The organism is Pseudomonadota bacterium, from assembly GCA_039024915.1.
In the GTDB taxonomy this organism is placed as follows: domain Bacteria; phylum Pseudomonadota; class Alphaproteobacteria; order Rhizobiales; family MH13; genus MH13.
In genome coordinates, this window is record JBCCPK010000014.1 from 1 (window position 1) to 19,507 (window position 19,507).

The window sequence follows — 19,507 nt, forward strand, 5'->3', positions numbered from 1 at the left end:
AGGTTACCGATCGCCGGCCCCGGAAGCGATAGTGCCCGCTGATCTAGCCTCCGCTGTGTGGAAACTCCAGCCAGATCAGCCTTCCATCGAGAGCAACGCCATGATTACATAGCAGGTGGCTGCGCCACCGGGGTCCCGTCACCTCTCTCGGTCTGACCGCGCTGTTTGTGAAACAAGTGCGACCACTCCTTCTGGTCCATCAGATACCATACAAAACAGAGCGCCTCATCGAGATCACCCCCCGCTGCTAAATGCCTCTGGAAGTCTTCATCGCGGCATGCTTTGCGTCCCTCGGTGGCGAGATCCAAGCTCTCTTGCAACGATTGGAACCATTCCAGTGCTTCTCGCGCTATTCGGGCGACCTTTTTCTGCCACGGTTCCTCGATCATCGAACTGTCGAAGGTGTCTACGTTAAGCCAGTAGGCCTCGCAGGTTCCGGGCCGCATTCTCATCTGAAGTTGGCCACCGAGGTTCAATAGGTTCGCTCTTTGCGCAGCATGTATCACCTTTGGGATGTCATTGAGCGGCCATGCGTACTCGCGGCCCCGAAGCGATCCGCGAGAGACGATCTCGGGTGGTAAATATTTGGCGTGGAGCTCCATAGGCCCTCCAAGACCTTCGACTGAAATTGCACGCTTTGATGGCCACTATCTAATCCCGGTACCCCAAGCAACGAAACTTGCCGTCTCTCGGATATGCGCTGCGCGACAAGCATACGAAAACTCTTGAGCGCAAAATTCGGTAGCCAGGCATCTAGGCCCGAAACCATCCAAAACCTAACGTTTTTGGCACGGGTATTTTGGGTAGGGGTTTTCGGAAAGCGGCGAACGTGGGCTATGCGGACTAAGCGGCCGTTGGAGTTTGGCGCTTTCGTTTGATAACGATACAAGTATGGAAGACGACAACCTCACAACGCAGCAGGCATTCCTCGCAATGCTTGCATTTCTGGAGATTCATTTCCAACGATTCGGGCCTGGTGAAATCGGGACCGTGTTGGGCGAAATCAGTTTGCTGCCTGACGGTGGTACGTTCGATCCGGCGGCTTGGGATGATTGGGTTAGAAGCGTCCAAAAGGCGAAGCGTGGTGAAGTAGACGCCCGTTTTGGTTGGCAACCCAAAACGAAAAAAGACTAGTCCCAATGGTCAGATTAGGGCTCAAAGCGGGTGTTCGCCGCACCGCAAAATGCGGCAATAACGTACCTTTTTGGAAACTCCAATAACGGTCGTTTTTGGCAGGTTGATTGCAAATCCGCCCTCATTTCGGAGATTGCGTCTGATTTAGAAACCGTTCCCTACGAACGCGCGTCACAGCTGGAAAAGCAAATAGGCCCATACCGTTCGACCATGTCGCGACCGTGATCCACTCCTCGATACCCGGCTTTTGGAGCTCCCCTCGGAAAGGAGGGCCGGATTGTGTCCGGTGCCAGGTCACCAGGCGATAGTCACCGCTCAGGACGCTTCGTAATGTCTTGTCGAAGTGAACTTTTGCCGTCTCAAACGGAAAGAAAGAAAATGCCACACCGTCTATCTGCAGAGAGAGCTCGTCCTGATTTTGTAGTGCAACCCAAACGTTTGCTACCAGTCTAGGTTGGGCGGGAAAATTCATGGCCAAATCAACTGGCGCCCTTTTGTCGGGAACAATTTCCAGCCGCAGATCCACTGCAACGCTCTCAAAGAGCGCTTTTGCCTCACTTGAGTGATCGGTAGGGCGCTTCCACATGCTTCGAACCGCTGTTTGGGTGGACCACTTTGCGGGAAAGCGACCGGTCTTGGCACAACTCTACACCGACCTCTACACGCGACGGAAAACGACCGTCCTTCCGGAAGAAGTCCAACGGATAGTACGCTCCTTAGGGATTGCTCTGCAGAAGAAGAGTATCCCTTCGAAGCCAGTATCTGACTACAGAAAACTGTTATGCAGTCTGCCCGCCGCATCAATGCCTCGGGCCGCTGATGAGCTCAGAGATGTCGCGCAACTCCATGTGGGCTGGCGCGGGGACACCTCCCTAGGCGCAAGCCTCGATCCAGTATCTGCTGTCCAGCAAGAAGGCTGGGAGACTGCCCTCGACGCCGAACCGGACTTAGCTTGGTTGCTGACGTTTCACGGAAATGGCTATGCAAGACAAGCAGCGTTGGATGCACTGTCTTCACCACCGCTCTGCCCGTTTGAGTTTGTGGCGGTGGTTTATCGCCTTAATGACTGGGTTCCGCAGGTTCGTGACGCAGCGAAGCGGTACGCTGAAAACCAGCTCAGTGAAGCCAATCCTGAGACCATTGCGGAGAGCGCGTTCTTCCTGATTCCTCAGATGACCCTTTTTCGAAGATGGGATGAGCAAGCGGCATCGGTCGTTAGGGAAAGCATCTATCAACAGCATGTGCTATGCGAGTTGAAGTCAAAGCTCCTGGCTCAGCGCGGCGGGAAAGTAGGTGCGGTGCTGCGCCTACTTTTGAAACATCCTGACCTAGATAGTAGTCTTGAGAAACTCGCGTTCACCGCTCATCTCCCCGTTGTGCGCGCCATCGCTCTTGAGACACTCCTTATGGGCCGTGCGCAATGGTTAGTTGGTTATCGTCGTGAGTGGTTGAATAAGGCACTTGGCATTTCTCGTCGCGCGCCATCATTTAAGAGCCGAGCGGTGCATGTCGAGTTTGAGTTGGGCCGAGCTCTGTCAGCCGGCTGTGCCGATAAGTCATCGACTGTTCGCCGAGTTTTGGCTGACTTCTTGGTCAGCCGTCGAGACAGATTAACCCCAGATATGACCCGCGTATGTGTTGAGCTCAAGAACGATCAAAACGCGGCCGTTCGTTCAAGAATTGATTTTCTCGATAGAGAGCTCGCGAAGTCCCGTTAGGCCGCTCCTTTCTAGCCTTGCATTGGTCCTCAGCCTCTTGACGAGAAGACAAGGTATTGGGGCACGAAACGCTCCAAAAACGTACCTTTATGGAAACTCCGTCAACGGGCGTTTTGGGAACGTTTATCTCAGAGTTGCCCTCGGACTCGGTGGACAGCGTCTGTCGAGCAAAGCGGGCCTGCAGCGCCCGGCCATTGGCGTCTGCTTGCTCAGAACGCCCGCGGCTACGATACTGCTTCCATGATCAAACGCGCAAAAGCCGACGTGAACGCCGTCATCCGCTTTGTGACACCTGTGGCTTTGCTTGATGTCATCACGAGCATTGGCTCAGAGTTCGAGCGCTCAACGGGCTACCGGTTGGACCTGTCGATCATGCTGAACCCGGAGGTGCCAGGCTTCATCCGGAGCGGAGCGCCTTGGTCCATTGCAGCGTCGAACCCTTGGCATTTGGAAGAAATCGCCCACGATGCCCGCGGACCAATACGAACCATCGGCCGCTCGCCTCTGGCGTTTGGTGCACGGGGCGAAGGCGAGGGCGGGGCAGCAGTCGGCGATGAAGCCGGGATTTCAGAAGTGCTTCGTCGGTCAAAGCGGATCGGTGTTACAGGTGCTGGTACGAGCGGGGGGACCTTCGCGCGGCTGTTGGATCGTCTGAAGCTGACCGATGATATGCGAGACAAGGTGATCCCCATGAAAGGGGGCGAGCCGATGCGGCAGCTCATCGCTGGCGGGGTCGATCTTGCCGTTCTTCCGCTGACGAACATAGCGCCCATCCAAGGCGTCCATTCCGTTGTGATCTGCCCGTGGGAGCTGGAGGTTCATGTCGACCTTGCGCTGTGTTGTCACCCGAAGGCATGCGCTGGAGCGTCTCTGCTTGCAAGCTGGCTGATGTCGAATGAACGCAACACACAGTTGCAGGCGCTTGGGCTGATGCGCTTCTGACCGCCCAAGCGTGGCGTTTCTATAGCGCCGTCTTTCGCTTTGTTCGCAGCACATGTCGGTACGCGTTCCACGCGGATGTTCGCTGTGTCGCTAATTTCTGCAAAACCAACCCCTTTTTGGAAACTGCACAAGCGGTCCCTTTTGGCGCGTCGAAGGGGGCTCGTCTAAGCGGCGGTCAGGGTCTCGGTCGAACGAGTGTCAAACCTGCAATTAAAAGGATGAGGGCCAGCCACACGCTGATTGGGTAGGTTTCCCCATAAAAGGCTACGCCGAACCCAACGCCCGCTACAGTCACGATGTAACCGACTTGCGATGTGAACACCGGACCAGCCTGACCGATCAGCCAGACGAAGGCGAGATACCCAAACAGGTGAAGAACGGCGCCACCGACAACCGCTAGCTCAACACTTGTAAGCGATGAAAAGATGAACCAATCGGTGCGAAAAAGAGCGATGGGCAAGAGCATCAGTACCGCAGCCCAGGTTGAGCCGAGCACCATGCCAATCGGGTCGAGTGCGTCGGGCTTTTGGCTTTTGATGAACGTGCCCTCCAGTGCGTACGATAACGCGATGATGAGGGGGACGAGGAGCAACGCCGGAGACGCACCGATGTCCCCACCGGTTCCGGGCATGAGGATTGCCGAGACTGCAATCAGCCCAAACAGAAGCCCGGACAGCTTGCGGGTATCGAGGGCATCAATCTTCACCAAGGCCGCCGTCAGCAGTGTGAGCAGCGGGGTCGTCGAGATCAATATGACAACGATGCCAACCGGCAATCGATCGAAGGCGATGTAAGCAAGCGTTATGGGGGCCGCCCGACCGAGCAAGCCGCAGACCAGGAAGAAGCGAACCGTCGCTGCGGTCAGGACCAGCCTACGCTTCGTGACAGCAGCAATCGCCGTCACGGAGAGTGCAGCGGTGGCAACGTTCCAAAATGCCACCACCAACGCATGGTGACCGCTCGAAACAGCGTGCTTGCCGATCGGTGCCGAAAGCCCCCACGCCAGCCCTATTCCCAACAGCACCACCCAAAGTGTTGCACTGTTCGGTGAGCCGCTTCGCGCATGACTGGTCGGGTAAGGCTGTGCCAAGGCTCGCTCCTTTGGATGCAAGCCCTGATCCCTGTGCTTAGAGGCCAGTTGAGCCTATGTGTTGCTTCTCAGATGTCAAGGAAGCTCCCCTACACCCACACAGATGCAACCCCGCTGGACCTTCCACAATCCACTCGCCTTTGTCGAAACCCCGCGGAAGGGCCTCGTCAGCACACTCTTTCTTGATGGCGTTTCTGGCGTCCCGATGACAACAGAGCACTAAGCCGCTTGGCGGACCTTCTGGAGGAAATCGTTCATGGCGGCGCGCATTTCGGCGGATCGATCGTTCAGTGTTGCAAGGGCAGACGACATCTGCGTGCTCATCTCGCCGGTATGCGTTGCATCCTGGCGCATCTCGTCCATCGCACTCGTCACAGTAGTCGTGCCGTCGGCAGCTTCATTGATGTTGCGCGCGATCTCGGCGGTCGCAGCATTCTGCTGTTCGGTTGCCGCCGCCATAGCGGAGGTACGCTCCGCGATGCCGTTGACCATCTCAGCGACAGATGCGGTGGCAGAGATCGATTCATCGGCCGCGCTTTTCATCTCCGATATTTGACGATCGATCTCCTCGGTCGCTTTGCCGGTCTGCTCCGCCAAGGCTTTCACCTCGGTGGCGACGACAGCAAACCCTTTACCTGCTTCACCAGCGCGCGCGGCCTCAATCGTTGCGTTGAGCGCAAGGAGGTTGGTCTGCTCGGCGATATCTGTGATCAGCTTCGTCACATCCCCAATACGCTCAACGACCTGGCTGAGTTGTTCAACGGAGGCGTTCGAGCGCTCGACCCCTTGAGCCGCCTCGTTCGATGCTGTCGAGACGCCATGGACCTGCTGGTTCAACTCCGCGATAGAGGCCGTCAGCTCTTCGGTGGCACTGGCAACCGTGTTTACGTTGCTCGTCGCATGTTCCGAGGCCTGTGCGACGTCTGCTGATTTATCAGATGTCGAATTGGCGATCCTGGAGAGCTCGCTAGCTGATCCGCCAAGTTGCCCAAGGTCTGCAATCATCGCATCGGTTGTTGAAAGGACTGTGGCTTCAAAGCGCGACGCAAGCTCGTTGAGCATCGTGCGGCGTTGATTGTCCGCCTCTTCGCGCGACTGATTGGCTTCAGCTTCAAGGTGTTGTGTTCTGATCATGTTGGCCCGGAAGGTATCCAGAGCTTTAGCCAATGCGCCAATCTCATCACTACGATCACCGAAGCGAACGTCTTGCGCGGTATCCCCAGACGCAAGCCTTTCGGTCGCCTCTGACAGGCGAGAAAGCGGGGCGGAGATGAGTTTGAAGTTCAGGAAGCCAAACAGCACGGCCAATGCAAACACGGCCGCGCCGCCAGCGATCGATGCAAGCGTTGCGCGATTGAGAGCAGCAGACTTCATCTGGAACATGCGTTCGCTACGTGCCGCGGCATCAACACCCAGCGCTTCGAACGCAGATAACACGTCGTCGATACGCTGATCGCCCGCACCTGTAGCTTCCATCGCGCGCGCCATATCAACGGTCAGTGGATCACGCATGAAGGCGAACTGCGCTTGGGTATGCTCCTGCCACCATGCAGACCAGGCGGATCGGATCGCCTCGATGTGCGATGCATAGGGGCCATCGAATTGCGCTGCGCGCCGCTGCACAGCATTGAGGCTTGTGGCAATTTCAGTCGCCGCCTGCGCAGCGTATGTCCGCTGGGCCTGGTCGCCTGTCAGCACGAATGATCTGGACGCCCTAACCTGGTCCAAAATATCAGCCCGCACAGCTTGAACGTCAGCAACAAGGCTGTTGGCTTCATCCATGGCAATGACCGCATCGCGGCCCTGGCTGATGCTTTGGAAGGTCAGAAGGCTGGCGGCACCGGCCACCATGGCAAGCACGAGGAACGCAAAGGCGCCTTTTTTTGTGACAGAAAGAGAGTTCAACATTACCTTTTCCTCAGACCAGATTAGCTGCCGGTGCGAGCACGCCGCTGGAGTTCCGTGAGATTGATTTCGATTGTTGCGGCACCGATTGCCCGCGTGCCGTCTTCGCTCGGGATGCTCAAGTTGAGCTGGGCGCGCCAGATTTGCCAACCATCATCCCACTCGGCTTCGTCGATGAAGACGGCGTCCGGTCCGACGTTGAAGGTATTGGTGAATTTCGCTTCGTCGCCTTGCCAATAATCACCGGTGATGGCGCTCTGCCCGACGTTTAGGCCTTTGGAATCGACGATGAACATCTCGGTGTAGAGGCCGAGCGCGCCCGCCTGGATTCGCGTCAGGTAGCTCGAAAGTGGCGTTGATAAGGTCGCTGAGATTAGGGGTTGGTCATCAAGTTCTCGCTCAGCGCGCCACTGCTGATCGAGAGCGTCGATATCAGCTTGTAAGAGGCCCGCATGCCGTTGTGACTGGGCGCTCACCATCAGGCCAACAATCGGATTGGCTAGCCACTCCCGCGTCTGTTCGATGAAGGCGGGTGTAATCAGACGCTGCGGGTCGGGTGCGACGCCTTGGGCATTGGCAGCACCTGTTGCCGTAAAGGCACCAAGAAAAGCGCCGTACGACAGGAACTTAGCTAACTTCTTCATACCCAACCTCCATAGGATCTAGGGAAGGTTAAGTACGTGTATTTACGTTAGCAGATACTTAATGACGTCATCTTTGGTCTAGATGTCACAGTAACGTAAGGTCAGTTTCAAGCATCATGGAGATGCTTGTAGGTGAGTGCCTTAGCTCCACGTAAAACAAGACGTGCAAACGAGCGCATCCGGACCCGTCACGTCGCCACCAGCGCCATGTAGCACGATCGAACCTTCACGATCCGATATCGTCGGCCTTTCTCGCAATGAGTGACGTGGAGAAAGAGTCCTTTATCGATGACCTCATCAAGCGTCGGCGGCTAACGAGTTGGACTTTGCGTGCGCGGTACCGCGCCCATCCTATCGAGCTGACGCTTGTGGTCGCTATGCTCTGCCTCAGTCTTCGGCTGCCACCACTGATCGCTATCGCATTTATTATTACTGCCCTCCTGATCGACCTCAAAGGTCCAAGACCGATCGATCGGTTGAAAGATTTGCGGGCGACGCTCCACACTCTGATCTCCGGGCGCATTTCCCAACCAGAGGCTTCTTTATCGTCAAAGCTGGAGGTGTCGTTTTTCGTTGCCTGCGCGGCTTCGCCGCGCCAAGCTTAAAGATCAAAGCCAAGCAAAAAGGGCCGGCGCTTGCGCGCCGACCCTATGCTGACCCGATCTTTGGGGACGGGGAGGGTGGGGATGAGACCAGATCAGCATCCCTTGCAGGTTCTGCAAACGCGCGTTTTTCGAACCTGCGGTATTGCGTCAGTTGGCAGCTCGCTTCCGGGCACTGCGGCCAGCAAGTGGGGCCGGGCACGTTCGCGAGATGCTGCAGCCATGGCGGCGAACCGCGTCAGACACGGCCATCTTCGATTGCGGCCCAAACCGTTTCATCGAACTCCGACTGCCGCTTGATGTAGGTGTATTGGGTCTGATCCCAGCGCAGGATATCCGCTTCCTGGTTGTCGAGGATCAGATCGCCGCGATCGGTGCGAACAGTCAAAACAGCGTGACCCTCGCCGTTTCGTTCGCGCACGACCGTAATCAGTAGCGATGAGGCGGGCCATCCGCGTTCGATCAGCATGGCGCGCTTCATCAAAACATAGTCTTCGCAATCGCCAAGACCCGATGGCATCGTCCAAACCTCGATGCGCCCGTACAGATCAGCGTCTGTGACCGGCAAGACCGTGCGATTGACATAGGAATTGATATCCAGCAGCTCACGCCATGAGCGGTCGTCGAGCGACACGATTGTCGGGTTGCTGGTGCGCTGCACACAAAATGACGGATCGCGCTGACACAGCTCGACATAGCCTATAGGAGCGCTGGTCGCGCCCAAGACTGCCATAAACGGATGATCTGCCTGCGCGGCTTGCGCACTTAAGGCCAGCGACAGCGCGCCGGCGAACAAACTCAGTATTACCTTCATTAGGACCCCTCCACCTTCAAGGTGAGAGTCCTAGCGAGTGCGCTTTACTCGGCTGTTGGACGAAAAAAGAGGCTTTGAATCAAGTTTGATTCAAATTTTATCGACTTTCACGTTAGCGATTGAAATATAATGATATTTCGCCCGTTTGCGACCCAGAAAAAAGGTTCGTAACGCGAACATTATTCGCTCGCAGGCGCGCTCCAACGCCAAGGTGCCGACAATGAAATGCACCCTCTGCGCTCTCCGACGCGCGGGAACCATGGAAAGGGAAAGGTTGTCCGGGAAGTATGGCGCTTAGAAGGCGGGCGGCTCTGCGCGCACAGTGGCGAACTCGAGTGCAACGCCCTCGTCTATGTGACGAACCACCTTGGCGCGCATGTTTCCAAGCTGGACCATGGTGCCGATAGATGGGCGCACGGAGGTGCGTACCGCAGCGCCGGACAGTGATATGTCGAGCACCGAGCACGGATAGCTCCGGCCATCCGACATGATGAGCTTCGAGTACGGGTTCTCAACCACCTGCCGTTCGTGCCGACGATCTTCGGGAAGGTTCAGCAGGTCCTTGTTCGCGAGGTAAGTTAGCTGCGATGCCATTTTATCGCGCTTACGTGCTGACGTTTGAATCGACATTGCAAACCCACCATCAATAGGGCGAGCCACATGACCCTCAATGCGCCCAATGTGATCAATGTAAGCAATGACGCGCTGGCCGATCTCTGCGTTGACCGGTGAAATGAGTGCTGCGCCGCCTGGCGACATGTCGAGAATTTGGCAAGGATACTCTTGCAGATTTGGCAACATAAAGCGGCCCAACAGATCGACTGCAACCCGCTGGAAGCGGCGTCGATCAGCAGCTTGAGATGTCGCGACGGCAAGGCGGTTGGCGTTCATCTGGACACGCGTCTTGATTGGCTAACCGCCTAACCATGCAACGCCTAAAGTAAATGTGCCCTAAACGTGACGGCAGTAAATCTAAGTCTGCCGATTTTTTTTGGCGAAAGCCTTTTAGGAACGTCCGCCATCGATGACGCGAAACGCCGAGCGACGCTTTTCGACCGACGCGCCAATACGCCCTGATGCCCGCATGCGCACGCCAAAGTCGCTACCCTGCCAGCTTGCTGCGGGATGGGCGATGATGTTTCCGTCGCCATCGGCGTCCACGAGTAGATCGTCATTGACCGCCTGGCGCATGAAGGCAGGTTGTTCGTCGGGCCAGACGAGGCGCATCGAGGTAACCTGGTGACGCATGATCGGGTGGACACCTAACCAGTAGGGCTGGTCTACAGGGGTCGCGACGCCGAGGATGCGAGGGTAATCGGCACCACCATAGCGCAGCGGCAACAATAGCATCTCGTACCCAACTGACTGGCTGCGCGAGTTGACGGCCTCAAATGCGATAACGCTAGCCGCGGCCTCTTCCCGGATCGCCAGAAGCGTGGTGTCGATTGGCTCGAGGTCTTCATCTTTCCAGAACTGGCGGAAGGATCGGCCTTTCAGTTCCCGGCAGTAGGCGCCGCACAGAGATGAACCGGCAAGGCGAAAGGAAAATTGCTCGGCGGCTTCATGCTCGAGAATGAAGATGTCGCTGAGCAGCGACTTTATCGCAGACGGTTCAATGTCCCGGCGCTCAGGGGCAGGGCGCTCTCCGCGCAGCTCCTGCCAATAGGAATAAAGCCGCTTCGCACTTGCAGATTTCATAAAAAAACGCCCAACAGTCAATGCCGATATTCTGGCCGATGTTTTGAAATGATACACGGCCTTGGGCCCTGCGGTGGAGCGTAAAAAGCACGGATCGCCCGGCGATGCAGTGCCTCACATCGATTAAGGTTAACGTGGTGTTTGGATTGCCCAAAAAACAACGCGCCCGTACATTAACACTCATACACACGCTGCCTCGAATTCAGTTTCGGTCCGTTTACTGCGCCTTCCAGACGGCCCAGCCGACCAACCGAGAACCATCAGGGGATGGGATGAGATACGGGGATGAAAACCGCTGGCCTGAGGCCGGCGGTTTTTTTTGGCCAGCCTACCGGTTACCCAAAACTATCTCCATATGTCGCACGTTGCGCGGCTGTGTGCCGGTTCCCCGCCAGCAGTCGATGCGCTAGCCTCCGCATGCTCAATTCTGTGGGCCGCTTTCAACTGGATTCGCATGAAAGATCCTTATCGACCTGACGATGGGCAGCCCGAACGTCCCGATAACGATCCGGAGAATGGGCACCGGCGAGGGCTTCAACGTCCCAAACAGCATGAGCCCGCATTTAATGTTCCGTCCCTTCTGCTGATCATTGTGGGCGTTTTGGCGGCGATCCATCTGTTCGTCACCATGGGTCCGGATGAGCAGGCGGCGAGCCTGTTTCTAAACATGGCGTTTTTTCCAGCCCGGCTCACAACCTCGCCAGAGGTGCAGGCCGCATTTTTCTATGGTCCGCAATGGTTCGGGTTCGGGACCTTACTGACGTATGGCCTTCTGCATGGTGATTGGCTGCATCTGGGCGTCAACGCCCTGTGGTTGATCACGTTCGGTGCACCTGTCGTCCGGCGGCTGGGCGATGCGCGATTTGTTTTGCTGCTGGCAGTTGGCGTGCTTGTCGGCGGACTGACACACCTTGTCATCTTCTGGGGCAGCGTTTCGCCGCTCGTCGGCATTTCTGCGGGTGTCTCGGCAATCATGGGTGGCGCGCTGCGTTTTGTGTTCGATCCGCGCGACCGAGGTATGTTTATCGCTCTACGTTACCCGGAGATCGTTGGCCGGAGGCCGCTGCAGCCATTGCGCGATCTATGGAGCAATCCAACCGTTCTGATGTTCGCCGGGATGGTGATCGCGACCAATGTGGTTTTTGGCGCAGTCTCCATGCCAGGGGTCGCCGACGGCAGCAGCATCGCCTGGCAAGCCCATATCGGCGGCTTTGTTGCCGGTTTCCTGGCCTTCCCCTCAATTGATCCGGCGGCGCCCAGCGCGCCGCGTTCTAGTGGTGATCGCCAGTAGCATTGTTGTCATCGACTAGGTGATGATCGCGTACCCGATTGGGCACTGAACGCGCCGGGTGATCTCAGATTAACGCGGCCTATCGTTAGCCGTCTTTTCACCTGTCTTGCGCAGGTAGCAAAAAATGGCGCATGATCATGCTGCACGCAGAACAAAGCATACAATATAATAAAGCGCGTGCCGCCTACGGGATGGGCGAGTGGGGTGGAACGTCGAAAAAGGGAGGTAGCAATGCAAGTCAGTGCATTGTTGGCCGAAAAAGGCCATGAGGTAGCGACCGCATCTCCGGGTACGCTGATGATTGAAATCATGGAACTTCTGGCAGAGCGAAACATCGGCGCCATCGTGGTGACGTCCGATAATAACAGCGTGGTCGGTATCGTTTCGGAGCGTGATATCGTCCGGTCGCTGGCTCGCAATGGCGGCAGTGTCCTCGATCAGGCTGTTTCGGAGTTCATGACAAAATCGGTTGTCAGCTGTGAGGCATGCGAGTCGACGCACGACTTGATGGAGAAGATGACAGCTGGCCGATTTCGCCACCTGCCGGTCGTGAAGAACGGCAAGCTGGATGGCATCATTTCGATCGGGGATGTGGTCGCCGCGCGGATCAGTGAAGTGCAACGTGAGGCCGACGCTCTTCGCGATTACATTTCCTCGAACTAAGCCAGTAGGCGAGCTATTGCTTGGGGCTCAGACTTAGCCGGCCGGTCATGTGCGCGATGTCGTCAAGCGCTCGTTCAGCCGCTGCGCGTCCGGCTGCGATCGCTTGCTCGGCAAGGTGAAAATCAAACAGTCCAACGTCGCCGATAAACGGTTCAATGGAGACATCAGGCGGATCGCCTGCCAAGCGCGAGCGGGTCATGCGGTCCTGAATGATGGTGAAAGACTGCATCATGACAGCGAGCAAACCGCGAGGCTTTTGAGTAAAGCTGCCCAATTGATGTCGTATCGCGCGTTCGACCGGTTGGCGCTTGCCTGGCAAATCGAGAAGATCCAAGAGCCCATCGTCTTCGTCATCATCGGCGAACGGGTCGCGAAGATCTGGCACGACTGCACCGTGCGGACGGTTCTCCGGACTGAGGCTCACCGCGATGACAAGGCGCGCGCCATATGCCCGACATACCGATACCGGAACTGGATTGACCAGCGCTCCATCGACCAGTGCACGGCCGTTGAGCGCAACGGGCTTGAACAGTCCCGGTAGGGCGAACGAGGCCTTCATAAGCTGCGTAAGTTCACCGCGCCGTAGCCAGATCTCATGACCCGTTGCTAATTCTGTCGCGATAAACACGCAGCGCGTGGGCAGTGTTTCGATGCGCATGCCCTCGAAGTGGCTCAGCAATACCCGATCAATCTTCTTGCCTGTGACCAAGCCGCTCGAAAACAGCGACAGGTCCGCAAGCCCAAATACCTTTCGAGGCGTCAGCTTGCTGACATAGGCGCGTAGTGTGTCCAACTTTCCAGCGGCGTAAGCCCCACCAACAAGCGCGCCAATTGACGTGCCCGCGATGACATCGGGGCGTATGCCTGCATCATCGAGCGCCTGCAAAACGCCGATATGCGCCCAACCGCGCGCTGCACCTCCGCCGAGCGCAAGGCCAATCGTCGGGGTGCCGTCGGACTTCAGCCCAGGGCTGATCGGTCGAGCCGCTCTGGGTTGCGGATCATTCAGATCGTCCGTGCTCACGATCAATCGCCTTTGGGCGCGTACAGTTCGGCAGGATCGGCTTTTGGCTGATCGATCGTCGTCAAGACGGCCGCGCCATCGTGCTGATCGACGCGCCGGTAAAAGCAGCTGACAAACCCGTTGTGGCAGGCGGTGCCCCGACCCTCTGGCTCGACCTCAACGACAAACGCGTCCTGGTCGCAATCGGTATAGATCGCTGAAACCCGTTGGCGCTCACCACTGGTTTCGCCTTTAACCCAAAGCTTTCCGCGCGAGCGCGACCAGTATGTCGCAAAGCCGGTATCGAGCGTGGCTCTGATGGCCTCGCCATTCATATGTGCCACCATGAGAACCTGTTTGGTTTCCGCATGCACGGTGACCGCTGTCACCAAGCCATTGGAATCAAAACGTGGAGACAGCGTCTCGCCGAACTCCTGTGCGTTTTTGTCAGCCTCGGGTTTTGGAAAGCACATTGCAATGTCTCGGGTCCAAACAATAACGGCCCCGCCTTATCAGCGGGGCCGTGATCTGAAAATGGTCGGTGGCCGCGGTTAACTGCGCACGAGGGTAAGGAAGCGCACTTGCTCGTCCGGCTGCTCGAACTGACCGGAGAACCGGGTGGTTACGGTCGTTGAGCCTGCCTTGCGGATACCGCGCATGGACATGCACATGTGCTCGCCCTCGACCATAACCGCGACGCCGCGAGGATTGAGGTACTCCTCAATCGACATGGATATCTGCGCGGTCATGGCTTCTTGCGTTTGCAGGCGCCGCGCAAAAGCGTCGACAAGGCGCGCCAGTTTCGACAAGCCAACGACACCAGCGCGCGGATAATACGCAATGTGCGCCTTGCCTACGAAGGGGACCATGTGGTGCTCGCAATGCGAGTGAAATTCGATGTCCTTGAGGACGACGATGTCCTGATAGCCTTCGACCTCTTCGAAGACGCGATCAAGAATCTCTTCGATGTCCGCATCGTAGCCGGAGAACAGTTCGCCATAAGCCTTTGCGACCCGCTTTGGCGTATCAAGCAAGCCCTCGCGGGAAGGATCATCGCCTGCCCATGCAATCAAGGTACGAACAGCGGCTTCCGCCTCTTCCTTCGAAGGACGAATACGCGCTTTGCGCACTTCGGTTGTCTTCACGCTTTCGAGTATGGCGTCCATGAGGGTCTCCGCAGGCGGTTTATTCTTGTCGTTCATCCGATTGCGGCCAGCTTGTGGCCGCCCCTGTCTGCGCCTGGAAACACTGTGACCGAAGTGCAGGCGATTGCATATGGGGCACAGGTGATTAGATTAAACCCCATGCTCGACGATCTTTATTCGCAAAAACTCCTAAGTCTGTCAGCGTCAATCCCTCATTTGGGAACGCTGGAGGAGCCCCAAGGGACCGCACGAAAGCACGCGCGGCTGTGCGGCTCGGTCGTGTCCGCCGATGTCCAATTGGCCCCCGATGGCACTGTTGAAACGTTTGCGCAGGAGGTCAAAGCCTGTGCGCTCGGCCAGGCGTCGGCCAGTATTCTGGGCGCAGGCGTGATCGGCGCGACCCATGCAGAGATTGCCCAGGCGCGTGACGGGTTGCGCGCGCTTCTGGCGGGTGAGGATGCGGTCTTTTCGGAGCGTTTCGCGGATCTATCGGTTTTCGCCGCCGTGCGGGATTATAAGGCGCGCCATGGCTCGGTGATGCTGGCCTTCGAGGCAGCAGCCGATGCGATCGAGCAGGCGCGTAATCAACGCCTCGCTCCCGTCGCATGATTCGTTTGCTCCTGCACGGCCTCATCCGGGTTTATCAACTAACGCTGTCGTCGATCTTTGGACGCACCTGTCGGCATATTCCATCCTGTTCAAGCTACACCGATGAAGCGATCGAACGGCACGGCGCATGGCCTGGTCTATGGATGGGGCTCGCGCGGTTTTGGCGTTGCAGGCCAGCGGGCAGCTCCGGGCTTGATCCGGTGCCTGAGCGGTTGAACCCGCAGGCTCGCTGGTATACGCCGTGGCGTTATGGGCAGTGGACGGGGGCACATATCCCACCCGAGCATTCCTTGCCCGACGTTTGATACTAAAACCGCGCGCTTACCTGCATTCGTAGGCAGGAGTTGAGCCGAAAGGACCAGCAATGCCCAACATGACCATGCCCGATGGGTCCGTCCGCGAAATCGAGGACGGGCTTTCCGGCGCAGCGTTCGCTGCCTCTATCTCCAAATCCCTCGCCAAAAAGTCTGTCGCGATGGCCATCGACGGCACGGTTTGCGACCTGTCTGATCCCATCACCGGCGACGGCGCGATTGAGCTTCTTGGCCGCGACGACCCGCGCGCCCTGGAGCTTATTCGCCACGATGCCGCGCATGTGATGGCCGAGGCCGTGCAGGAGATCTGGCCGGGAACGCAGGTGACCATCGGCCCCGTCATCGAAAACGGCTTCTTCTACGATTTCTATCGCGATGAGCCGTTCACAACCGACGATCTTCCGGTGATCGAGAAGAAAATGCGCGAGATCATCGCGCGCAACAAACCCTTCACGAAAGAGGTCTGGAGCCGCCAGAAAACTGCCGACGTTTTCAAGAGCAAGGGCGAAGACTTCAAGGTCGAGCTGCTTGATGCGATTCCGGACGGCGAGGACGTCAAGATCTACTACCAGGGTGACTGGTTCGACCTGTGCCGGGGTCCGCATATGGCCTCAACCGGGCAGATCGGGCAGGCCTTCAAGTTGATGAAGGTTGCGGGCGCCTATTGGCGCGGTGATGCAAACAACCCGATGCTAACCCGCATCTACGGCACGGCATGGGCAGATGACAAAGCGCTGAAAGCCTATCTGCACATGCTGGAGGAGGCCGAGAAGCGCGACCATCGCAAGCTGGGCCGGGAGATGGATCTGTTCCATTTTCAGGAAGAGGGACCCGGCACGGTTTTCTGGCACCCCAAGGGCTGGACCATGCTGCAGAACCTGACGCAATACATGCGGCGGAGGATCGGCGTTGACGGCTACGCAGAAGTCAACGCACCCCAAGTGCTCGACAAGAGCTTGTGGGAGGCCTCTGGCCATTGGGGTTGGTACTCGGAGAACATGTTTGGCGTGCAAAGCGCCGACGCGCTGGTCCATCCCGACGATGAGGAGGTCGATCGGCGCGTCTTCGCACTCAAGCCCATGAACTGCCCTGGCCATGTCCAAATATTCAAGCATGGCTTGAAAAGTTACCGTGATCTACCTGTTAGATATGCAGAATTCGGCGCTGTTCATCGCTACGAGCCCTCCGGTGCATTGCATGGGCTGATGCGTGTGCGCGCCTTCACGCAGGACGATGCGCACATCTTCTGCACCGCTGATCAACTCGAAGCGGAGATCCTCAAAATCAACGATCTGATGATGAGCGTCTATGAACATTTTGACTTTGACGAGGTCGAAGTAAAGCTCGCCACGAGGCCCGAGAAGCGGGTCGGGTCGGACGAAAGTTGGGATCACGCCGAAGATATTCTGCGTCGCTCGCTCGACCAGATGGCGGCGAACGATCCGCGCATCAAGGTTGGCATCAATCAGGGCGAGGGCACTTTTTACGGACCGAAGTTCGAATACACGCTCAAGGACGCGATCGGGCGCGAATGGCAGTGCGGAACGACCCAGGTCGATTTCAATCTGCCTGAGCGCTTCGGCATCTTCTATGTGGACCGCGACGGCGAAAAAGTGCAGCCCGTGATGGTGCACCGGGCGATCTGCGGATCGTTGGAGCGCTTTCTTGGGATCCTCATCGAGAGCTATGCGGGCCACTTACCGCTCTGGCTCGCCCCGACCCAGATTGTTGTCGCAACGATCACCTCGGATGCAGATGGCTATGCGCAAGAGGTGTTCGAAGCGGTGCGCAAGGCTGGCTTCAACGCGCAGCTGGACGTTCGAAACGAGAAGATCAACTACAAGGTCCGCGAGCACTCCTTGCAGAAGGTCCCCGTGATCATGGTTGTCGGTAACCGTGAGGCTGAAGAGCGCTCGGTCAACATCCGCAGGCTTGGCGTTAAGCACCAGACGGCGATGGGTTTGGACGAAGCGCTCACGTCGCTGCGCGAGGAAGCGACGCCGCCCGATCTACGTTAGCTGTCCTTGATTACTGGGCGACCAGTTCAACTTCGCGGTTCACCCCGGTGACGGCTGAGAAGTCGCGTGTCAGAACCTGTCCATCATGGCGCGCTATGACCGTGTAATCGCCGGCTGCGAGGACCATTGTCGGGAACGCGCCGACGAATTCGCGCAAAATATCGCCGCCGGCATTGAGCACGCTCCACGCGGTGTTTGGCAGGGCTTCGCCGTTCGGCTCGTTGACCAGCTTGAGTGTAATCTCTGCGGCCTGATGGAACATCACAGCTTCGGTCAGCTGGCCTGGGTCAACGTCGATCTGTGCCCGTACTTCGGCGTTGACATCGCCGTAGCGGCTGATGACCGTGTAACGGCCCGCAGGGACGACGAGGACGGTGCGCTCGTCGACATCGCTGACGATGGGTTCCGCACCGCTATCGATGTCTGCACCTTCGGGAAAGACGAGAAACGAGACCAGTTCATCTGGTAGGTAATCCTCAGCGGCGACCGCCCCGCGAAAGGTCATCCCGCCGGCACCAAAGGTGAACTGTTCGAACAACCCATTTGGCGTGACGGTGACAGGCCGCGAAATGCTGGCCATTCCATAGGCGACATGGACCAGATAGCTGCCAGGGGGCAAACTGGCTTCAAGTGACCCCCCAATGGACGTGATCAGAAGGTCGTCATCGTCGACGATTTCATCATCGAGCGTGTAGACCGTCCAGGCTAGGTCGCGTTCGAGGGTCGGAGTTTCGCTTGTCAGGCGGGCTGTGAACTGGACCGGGGCAGGGGCGGCGTCGTCCGACGGAGGCTCCAATTCGAAGCCAGAGCCCGGCGCGATCACAGCTTCAACATTGGGGGTGGCCGGTTCGGGCGTCTCCACATCCGTGTCAGGCTCGATGTCTGACTGGGTCAATTCGGGCCTTGGCACCGGGCTGGGGGGTGGCGTGTCAAGGCGTTGTGCGACGGTCAAAGCCGGCGCCAGAATCACGGTCCCTGCGCAAGCCAAAATCGCTACCAGCTTCCTTGGTAAAGTGTGCTGACGCGTAAACCTATCCATGCGGGCAGCACCGGTCTTGCCGTGCGGCCACAGCATGGCAGAGCGTAGGCGAGATGTGTTGAGCGGCGCCGGGATCCGCCGGCTGTGGACCTTGCCGATTGAACCGAATACGCGTAGCCGTGCTACCACGAGCCGGCTGGTTTTCGCGATCATCGTGTTTTGCCACCATCGCTTGCTCACGTCTCGATACTCACTACAGTCTCGTTGGAAAACAACTGCACGACAGGACAGTCATGGCCGACTCGAACGATGCTCTCAACCTGATTCTCACCCGGCGCAGCATTCCTGCGCCTTTTCTTGCGGACCCCGGTCCCAATGACGAGCAGTTGCGGACGCTTCTGACGGCGGCCATGCGGGTACCTGACCATGGCAAACTCGCTCCGTGGCGCTTCGTGATCCTTAACCGCGCCGATCGGCAGACACTGGCTCCAAAATTGCGGACAATGCGCGCGGCGGCTGACCCATCGCTGAACGAGCAGATGCTCGATAAGGCCGATGAGGCGCTGCTTGCGGCTCCGACGACTGCGATTGTTATCTCAACCGCGTCCGAGCACCCGAAAATTCCGCTCTGGGAACAGGAACTATCCGTCGGTGCCAGTACGATGTCACTCATCATGGCCACCCATGCCATGGGTTTTGCGGCGCAGTGGTTGACCGGTTGGGCAACAACTGATCCGGCAGCGAGCCAACTGTTGGGTGCAGGTGAAGGCGAATCAGTGCGGGCAATCGTACATATTGGCACCCCCACCGCGCCGCCGGCCGAACGGCCTCGGCCAAGCATTGAAGACAAGGTTACAATGGGTCTCGGCGCTGTGGCTTAGGCTGCAGCGCGGGTTGCTGCGTTTTCTCAAGCCTTTTTGAGCGCCGTTCAGGGTCTT

22 protein-coding genes are annotated in these 19,507 nt (G+C 57.7%); 10 read left to right on the forward strand and 12 right to left on the reverse strand.

Features of this window, described 5'->3' with window-relative positions:
- Positions 1–104: 104 nt before the first annotated feature.
- Entirely contained in the window at positions 105–452 is a 348-nt protein-coding gene (locus tag AAF739_17340; GenBank protein MEM6384437.1) for a hypothetical protein, read from the reverse strand.
- Positions 453–891: 439 nt separating this feature from the next.
- On the opposite strand from AAF739_17340, the gene AAF739_17345 reads away from it, so the two are divergent.
- On the forward strand, positions 892–1,134 hold the full coding sequence (locus tag AAF739_17345) for a hypothetical protein (protein MEM6384438.1): 243 nt from the start codon (positions 892–894) through the stop codon (positions 1,132–1,134).
- Positions 1,135–1,255: 121 nt separating this feature from the next.
- Here AAF739_17345 and AAF739_17350 read toward each other — a convergent pair whose 3' ends face one another.
- Positions 1,256–1,720, reverse strand: a complete 465-nt coding sequence (locus AAF739_17350; GenBank protein MEM6384439.1) for a hypothetical protein — start codon at positions 1,718–1,720, stop codon at positions 1,256–1,258.
- A gap of 49 nt (positions 1,721–1,769) precedes the next feature.
- On the opposite strand from AAF739_17350, the gene AAF739_17355 reads away from it, so the two are divergent.
- Both AAF739_17355 and AAF739_17360 read left to right on the forward strand, forming a co-directional pair.
- Positions 1,770–2,852, forward strand: coding sequence for a hypothetical protein (locus AAF739_17355; protein MEM6384440.1), 1,083 nt, complete (start codon positions 1,770–1,772; stop codon positions 2,850–2,852).
- A gap of 240 nt (positions 2,853–3,092) precedes the next feature.
- Positions 3,093–3,794, forward strand: a complete 702-nt coding sequence (locus AAF739_17360) for a substrate-binding domain-containing protein (protein MEM6384441.1) — start codon at positions 3,093–3,095, stop codon at positions 3,792–3,794.
- Between the two features lie 175 nt (positions 3,795–3,969).
- Here the strand turns inward: AAF739_17360 and AAF739_17365 are convergent, their stop codons facing one another.
- The 3 genes from AAF739_17365 to AAF739_17375 form a co-directional block, all read right to left on the reverse strand.
- The gene (locus AAF739_17365; GenBank protein ID MEM6384442.1) at positions 3,970–4,884 is read right to left on the reverse strand and encodes a DMT family transporter; all 915 of its coding nucleotides are present in this window, start codon (positions 4,882–4,884) and stop codon (positions 3,970–3,972) included.
- A 219-nt stretch (positions 4,885–5,103) separates the two neighbouring features.
- The gene (locus AAF739_17370; GenBank protein ID MEM6384443.1) at positions 5,104–6,792 is read right to left on the reverse strand and encodes a methyl-accepting chemotaxis protein; all 1,689 of its coding nucleotides are present in this window, start codon (positions 6,790–6,792) and stop codon (positions 5,104–5,106) included.
- 20 nt (positions 6,793–6,812) lie between these two features.
- Complete coding sequence (locus tag AAF739_17375; protein MEM6384444.1) at positions 6,813–7,433, reverse strand: hypothetical protein; 621 nt, start codon at positions 7,431–7,433, stop codon at positions 6,813–6,815.
- Between the two features lie 257 nt (positions 7,434–7,690).
- Between AAF739_17375 and AAF739_17380 the strand changes: the two genes are divergently transcribed.
- Positions 7,691–8,038, forward strand: coding sequence for a hypothetical protein (locus AAF739_17380; protein ID MEM6384445.1), 348 nt, complete (start codon positions 7,691–7,693; stop codon positions 8,036–8,038).
- Between the two features lie 235 nt (positions 8,039–8,273).
- Here the strand turns inward: AAF739_17380 and AAF739_17385 are convergent, their stop codons facing one another.
- The 3 genes from AAF739_17385 to AAF739_17395 all read right to left on the reverse strand — a co-directional run bounded on the left by AAF739_17385 (position 8,274) and on the right by AAF739_17395 (position 10,547).
- Positions 8,274–8,849, reverse strand: a complete 576-nt coding sequence (locus AAF739_17385; GenBank protein MEM6384446.1) for a transglutaminase-like cysteine peptidase — start codon at positions 8,847–8,849, stop codon at positions 8,274–8,276.
- Positions 8,850–9,143: 294 nt separating this feature from the next.
- The gene (locus AAF739_17390) at positions 9,144–9,740 is read right to left on the reverse strand and encodes a PilZ domain-containing protein (protein ID MEM6384447.1); all 597 of its coding nucleotides are present in this window, start codon (positions 9,738–9,740) and stop codon (positions 9,144–9,146) included.
- Between the two features lie 114 nt (positions 9,741–9,854).
- On the reverse strand, positions 9,855–10,547 hold the full coding sequence (locus AAF739_17395; GenBank protein MEM6384448.1) for a PAS domain-containing protein: 693 nt from the start codon (positions 10,545–10,547) through the stop codon (positions 9,855–9,857).
- A gap of 454 nt (positions 10,548–11,001) precedes the next feature.
- Between AAF739_17395 and AAF739_17400 the strand changes: the two genes are divergently transcribed.
- Both AAF739_17400 and AAF739_17405 read left to right on the forward strand, forming a co-directional pair.
- A complete protein-coding gene (locus AAF739_17400; protein MEM6384449.1) occupies positions 11,002–11,838 on the forward strand; it encodes a rhomboid family intramembrane serine protease in 837 nt (278 codons plus the stop codon).
- A gap of 231 nt (positions 11,839–12,069) precedes the next feature.
- Positions 12,070–12,501 (forward strand): CBS domain-containing protein, encoded by a 432-nt coding sequence (locus tag AAF739_17405; protein MEM6384450.1) that lies wholly within the window; start codon positions 12,070–12,072, stop codon positions 12,499–12,501.
- Positions 12,502–12,514: 13 nt separating this feature from the next.
- Here AAF739_17405 and AAF739_17410 read toward each other — a convergent pair whose 3' ends face one another.
- The 3 genes from AAF739_17410 to folE all read right to left on the reverse strand — a co-directional run bounded on the left by AAF739_17410 (position 12,515) and on the right by folE (position 14,670).
- The gene (locus AAF739_17410) at positions 12,515–13,525 is read right to left on the reverse strand and encodes a patatin-like phospholipase family protein (protein MEM6384451.1); all 1,011 of its coding nucleotides are present in this window, start codon (positions 13,523–13,525) and stop codon (positions 12,515–12,517) included.
- Between the two features lie 2 nt (positions 13,526–13,527).
- The gene (gene hisI, locus AAF739_17415) at positions 13,528–13,977 is read right to left on the reverse strand and encodes a phosphoribosyl-AMP cyclohydrolase (protein MEM6384452.1); all 450 of its coding nucleotides are present in this window, start codon (positions 13,975–13,977) and stop codon (positions 13,528–13,530) included.
- 78 nt (positions 13,978–14,055) lie between these two features.
- On the reverse strand, positions 14,056–14,670 hold the full coding sequence (folE, locus tag AAF739_17420) for a GTP cyclohydrolase I FolE (protein ID MEM6384453.1): 615 nt from the start codon (positions 14,668–14,670) through the stop codon (positions 14,056–14,058).
- Between the two features lie 138 nt (positions 14,671–14,808).
- On the opposite strand from folE, the gene AAF739_17425 reads away from it, so the two are divergent.
- The 3 genes from AAF739_17425 to thrS are packed head-to-tail and all read left to right on the forward strand — an operon-like array spanning position 14,809 to position 17,590.
- Positions 14,809–15,258: an iron-sulfur cluster assembly scaffold protein gene (locus tag AAF739_17425; protein MEM6384454.1), complete on the forward strand. Its 450-nt coding sequence runs from the start codon at positions 14,809–14,811 to the stop codon at positions 15,256–15,258.
- Positions 15,255–15,563: a membrane protein insertion efficiency factor YidD gene (gene yidD / locus AAF739_17430; GenBank protein MEM6384455.1), complete on the forward strand. Its 309-nt coding sequence runs from the start codon at positions 15,255–15,257 to the stop codon at positions 15,561–15,563. Before AAF739_17425 ends, yidD begins: the two co-directional genes overlap by 4 nt.
- 59 nt (positions 15,564–15,622) lie before the next feature.
- Positions 15,623–17,590, forward strand: a complete 1,968-nt coding sequence (thrS, locus tag AAF739_17435; protein ID MEM6384456.1) for a threonine--tRNA ligase — start codon at positions 15,623–15,625, stop codon at positions 17,588–17,590.
- Between the two features lie 10 nt (positions 17,591–17,600).
- Here thrS and AAF739_17440 read toward each other — a convergent pair whose 3' ends face one another.
- A complete protein-coding gene (locus tag AAF739_17440) occupies positions 17,601–18,542 on the reverse strand; it encodes a hypothetical protein (protein MEM6384457.1) in 942 nt (313 codons plus the stop codon).
- Between the two features lie 320 nt (positions 18,543–18,862).
- Between AAF739_17440 and AAF739_17445 the strand changes: the two genes are divergently transcribed.
- Complete coding sequence (locus AAF739_17445; protein ID MEM6384458.1) at positions 18,863–19,450, forward strand: nitroreductase; 588 nt, start codon at positions 18,863–18,865, stop codon at positions 19,448–19,450.
- Positions 19,451–19,507 lie beyond the last annotated feature (57 nt).

Bases quoted from the DNA above. Each gene is read 5' to 3' on its own strand.
- AAF739_17340 (MEM6384437.1), bottom strand. From the start codon at position 452: ATGAGAATGCGGCCCGGAACCTGCGAGGCCTACTGGCTTAACGTAGAC.
- AAF739_17345 (MEM6384438.1), top strand. From the start codon at position 892: ATGGAAGACGACAACCTCACAACGCAGCAGGCATTCCTCGCAATGCTT.
- AAF739_17350 (MEM6384439.1), bottom strand. From the start codon at position 1,720: ATGTGGAAGCGCCCTACCGATCACTCAAGTGAGGCAAAAGCGCTCTTT.
- AAF739_17360 (MEM6384441.1), top strand. From the start codon at position 3,093: ATGATCAAACGCGCAAAAGCCGACGTGAACGCCGTCATCCGCTTTGTG.
- AAF739_17370 (MEM6384443.1), bottom strand. From the start codon at position 6,792: ATGTTGAACTCTCTTTCTGTCACAAAAAAAGGCGCCTTTGCGTTCCTC.
- AAF739_17375 (MEM6384444.1), bottom strand. From the start codon at position 7,433: ATGAAGAAGTTAGCTAAGTTCCTGTCGTACGGCGCTTTTCTTGGTGCC.
- AAF739_17380 (MEM6384445.1), top strand. From the start codon at position 7,691: ATGAGTGACGTGGAGAAAGAGTCCTTTATCGATGACCTCATCAAGCGT.
- AAF739_17385 (MEM6384446.1), bottom strand. From the start codon at position 8,849: ATGAAGGTAATACTGAGTTTGTTCGCCGGCGCGCTGTCGCTGGCCTTA.
- AAF739_17390 (MEM6384447.1), bottom strand. From the start codon at position 9,740: ATGAACGCCAACCGCCTTGCCGTCGCGACATCTCAAGCTGCTGATCGA.
- AAF739_17395 (MEM6384448.1), bottom strand. From the start codon at position 10,547: ATGAAATCTGCAAGTGCGAAGCGGCTTTATTCCTATTGGCAGGAGCTG.
- AAF739_17400 (MEM6384449.1), top strand. From the start codon at position 11,002: ATGAAAGATCCTTATCGACCTGACGATGGGCAGCCCGAACGTCCCGAT.
- AAF739_17405 (MEM6384450.1), top strand. From the start codon at position 12,070: ATGCAAGTCAGTGCATTGTTGGCCGAAAAAGGCCATGAGGTAGCGACC.
- hisI (MEM6384452.1), bottom strand. From the start codon at position 13,977: ATGTGCTTTCCAAAACCCGAGGCTGACAAAAACGCACAGGAGTTCGGC.
- folE (MEM6384453.1), bottom strand. From the start codon at position 14,670: ATGGACGCCATACTCGAAAGCGTGAAGACAACCGAAGTGCGCAAAGCG.
- AAF739_17425 (MEM6384454.1), top strand. From the start codon at position 14,809: ATGCTCGACGATCTTTATTCGCAAAAACTCCTAAGTCTGTCAGCGTCA.
- yidD (MEM6384455.1), top strand. From the start codon at position 15,255: ATGATTCGTTTGCTCCTGCACGGCCTCATCCGGGTTTATCAACTAACG.
- thrS (MEM6384456.1), top strand. From the start codon at position 15,623: ATGCCCAACATGACCATGCCCGATGGGTCCGTCCGCGAAATCGAGGAC.
- AAF739_17445 (MEM6384458.1), top strand. From the start codon at position 18,863: ATGGCCGACTCGAACGATGCTCTCAACCTGATTCTCACCCGGCGCAGC.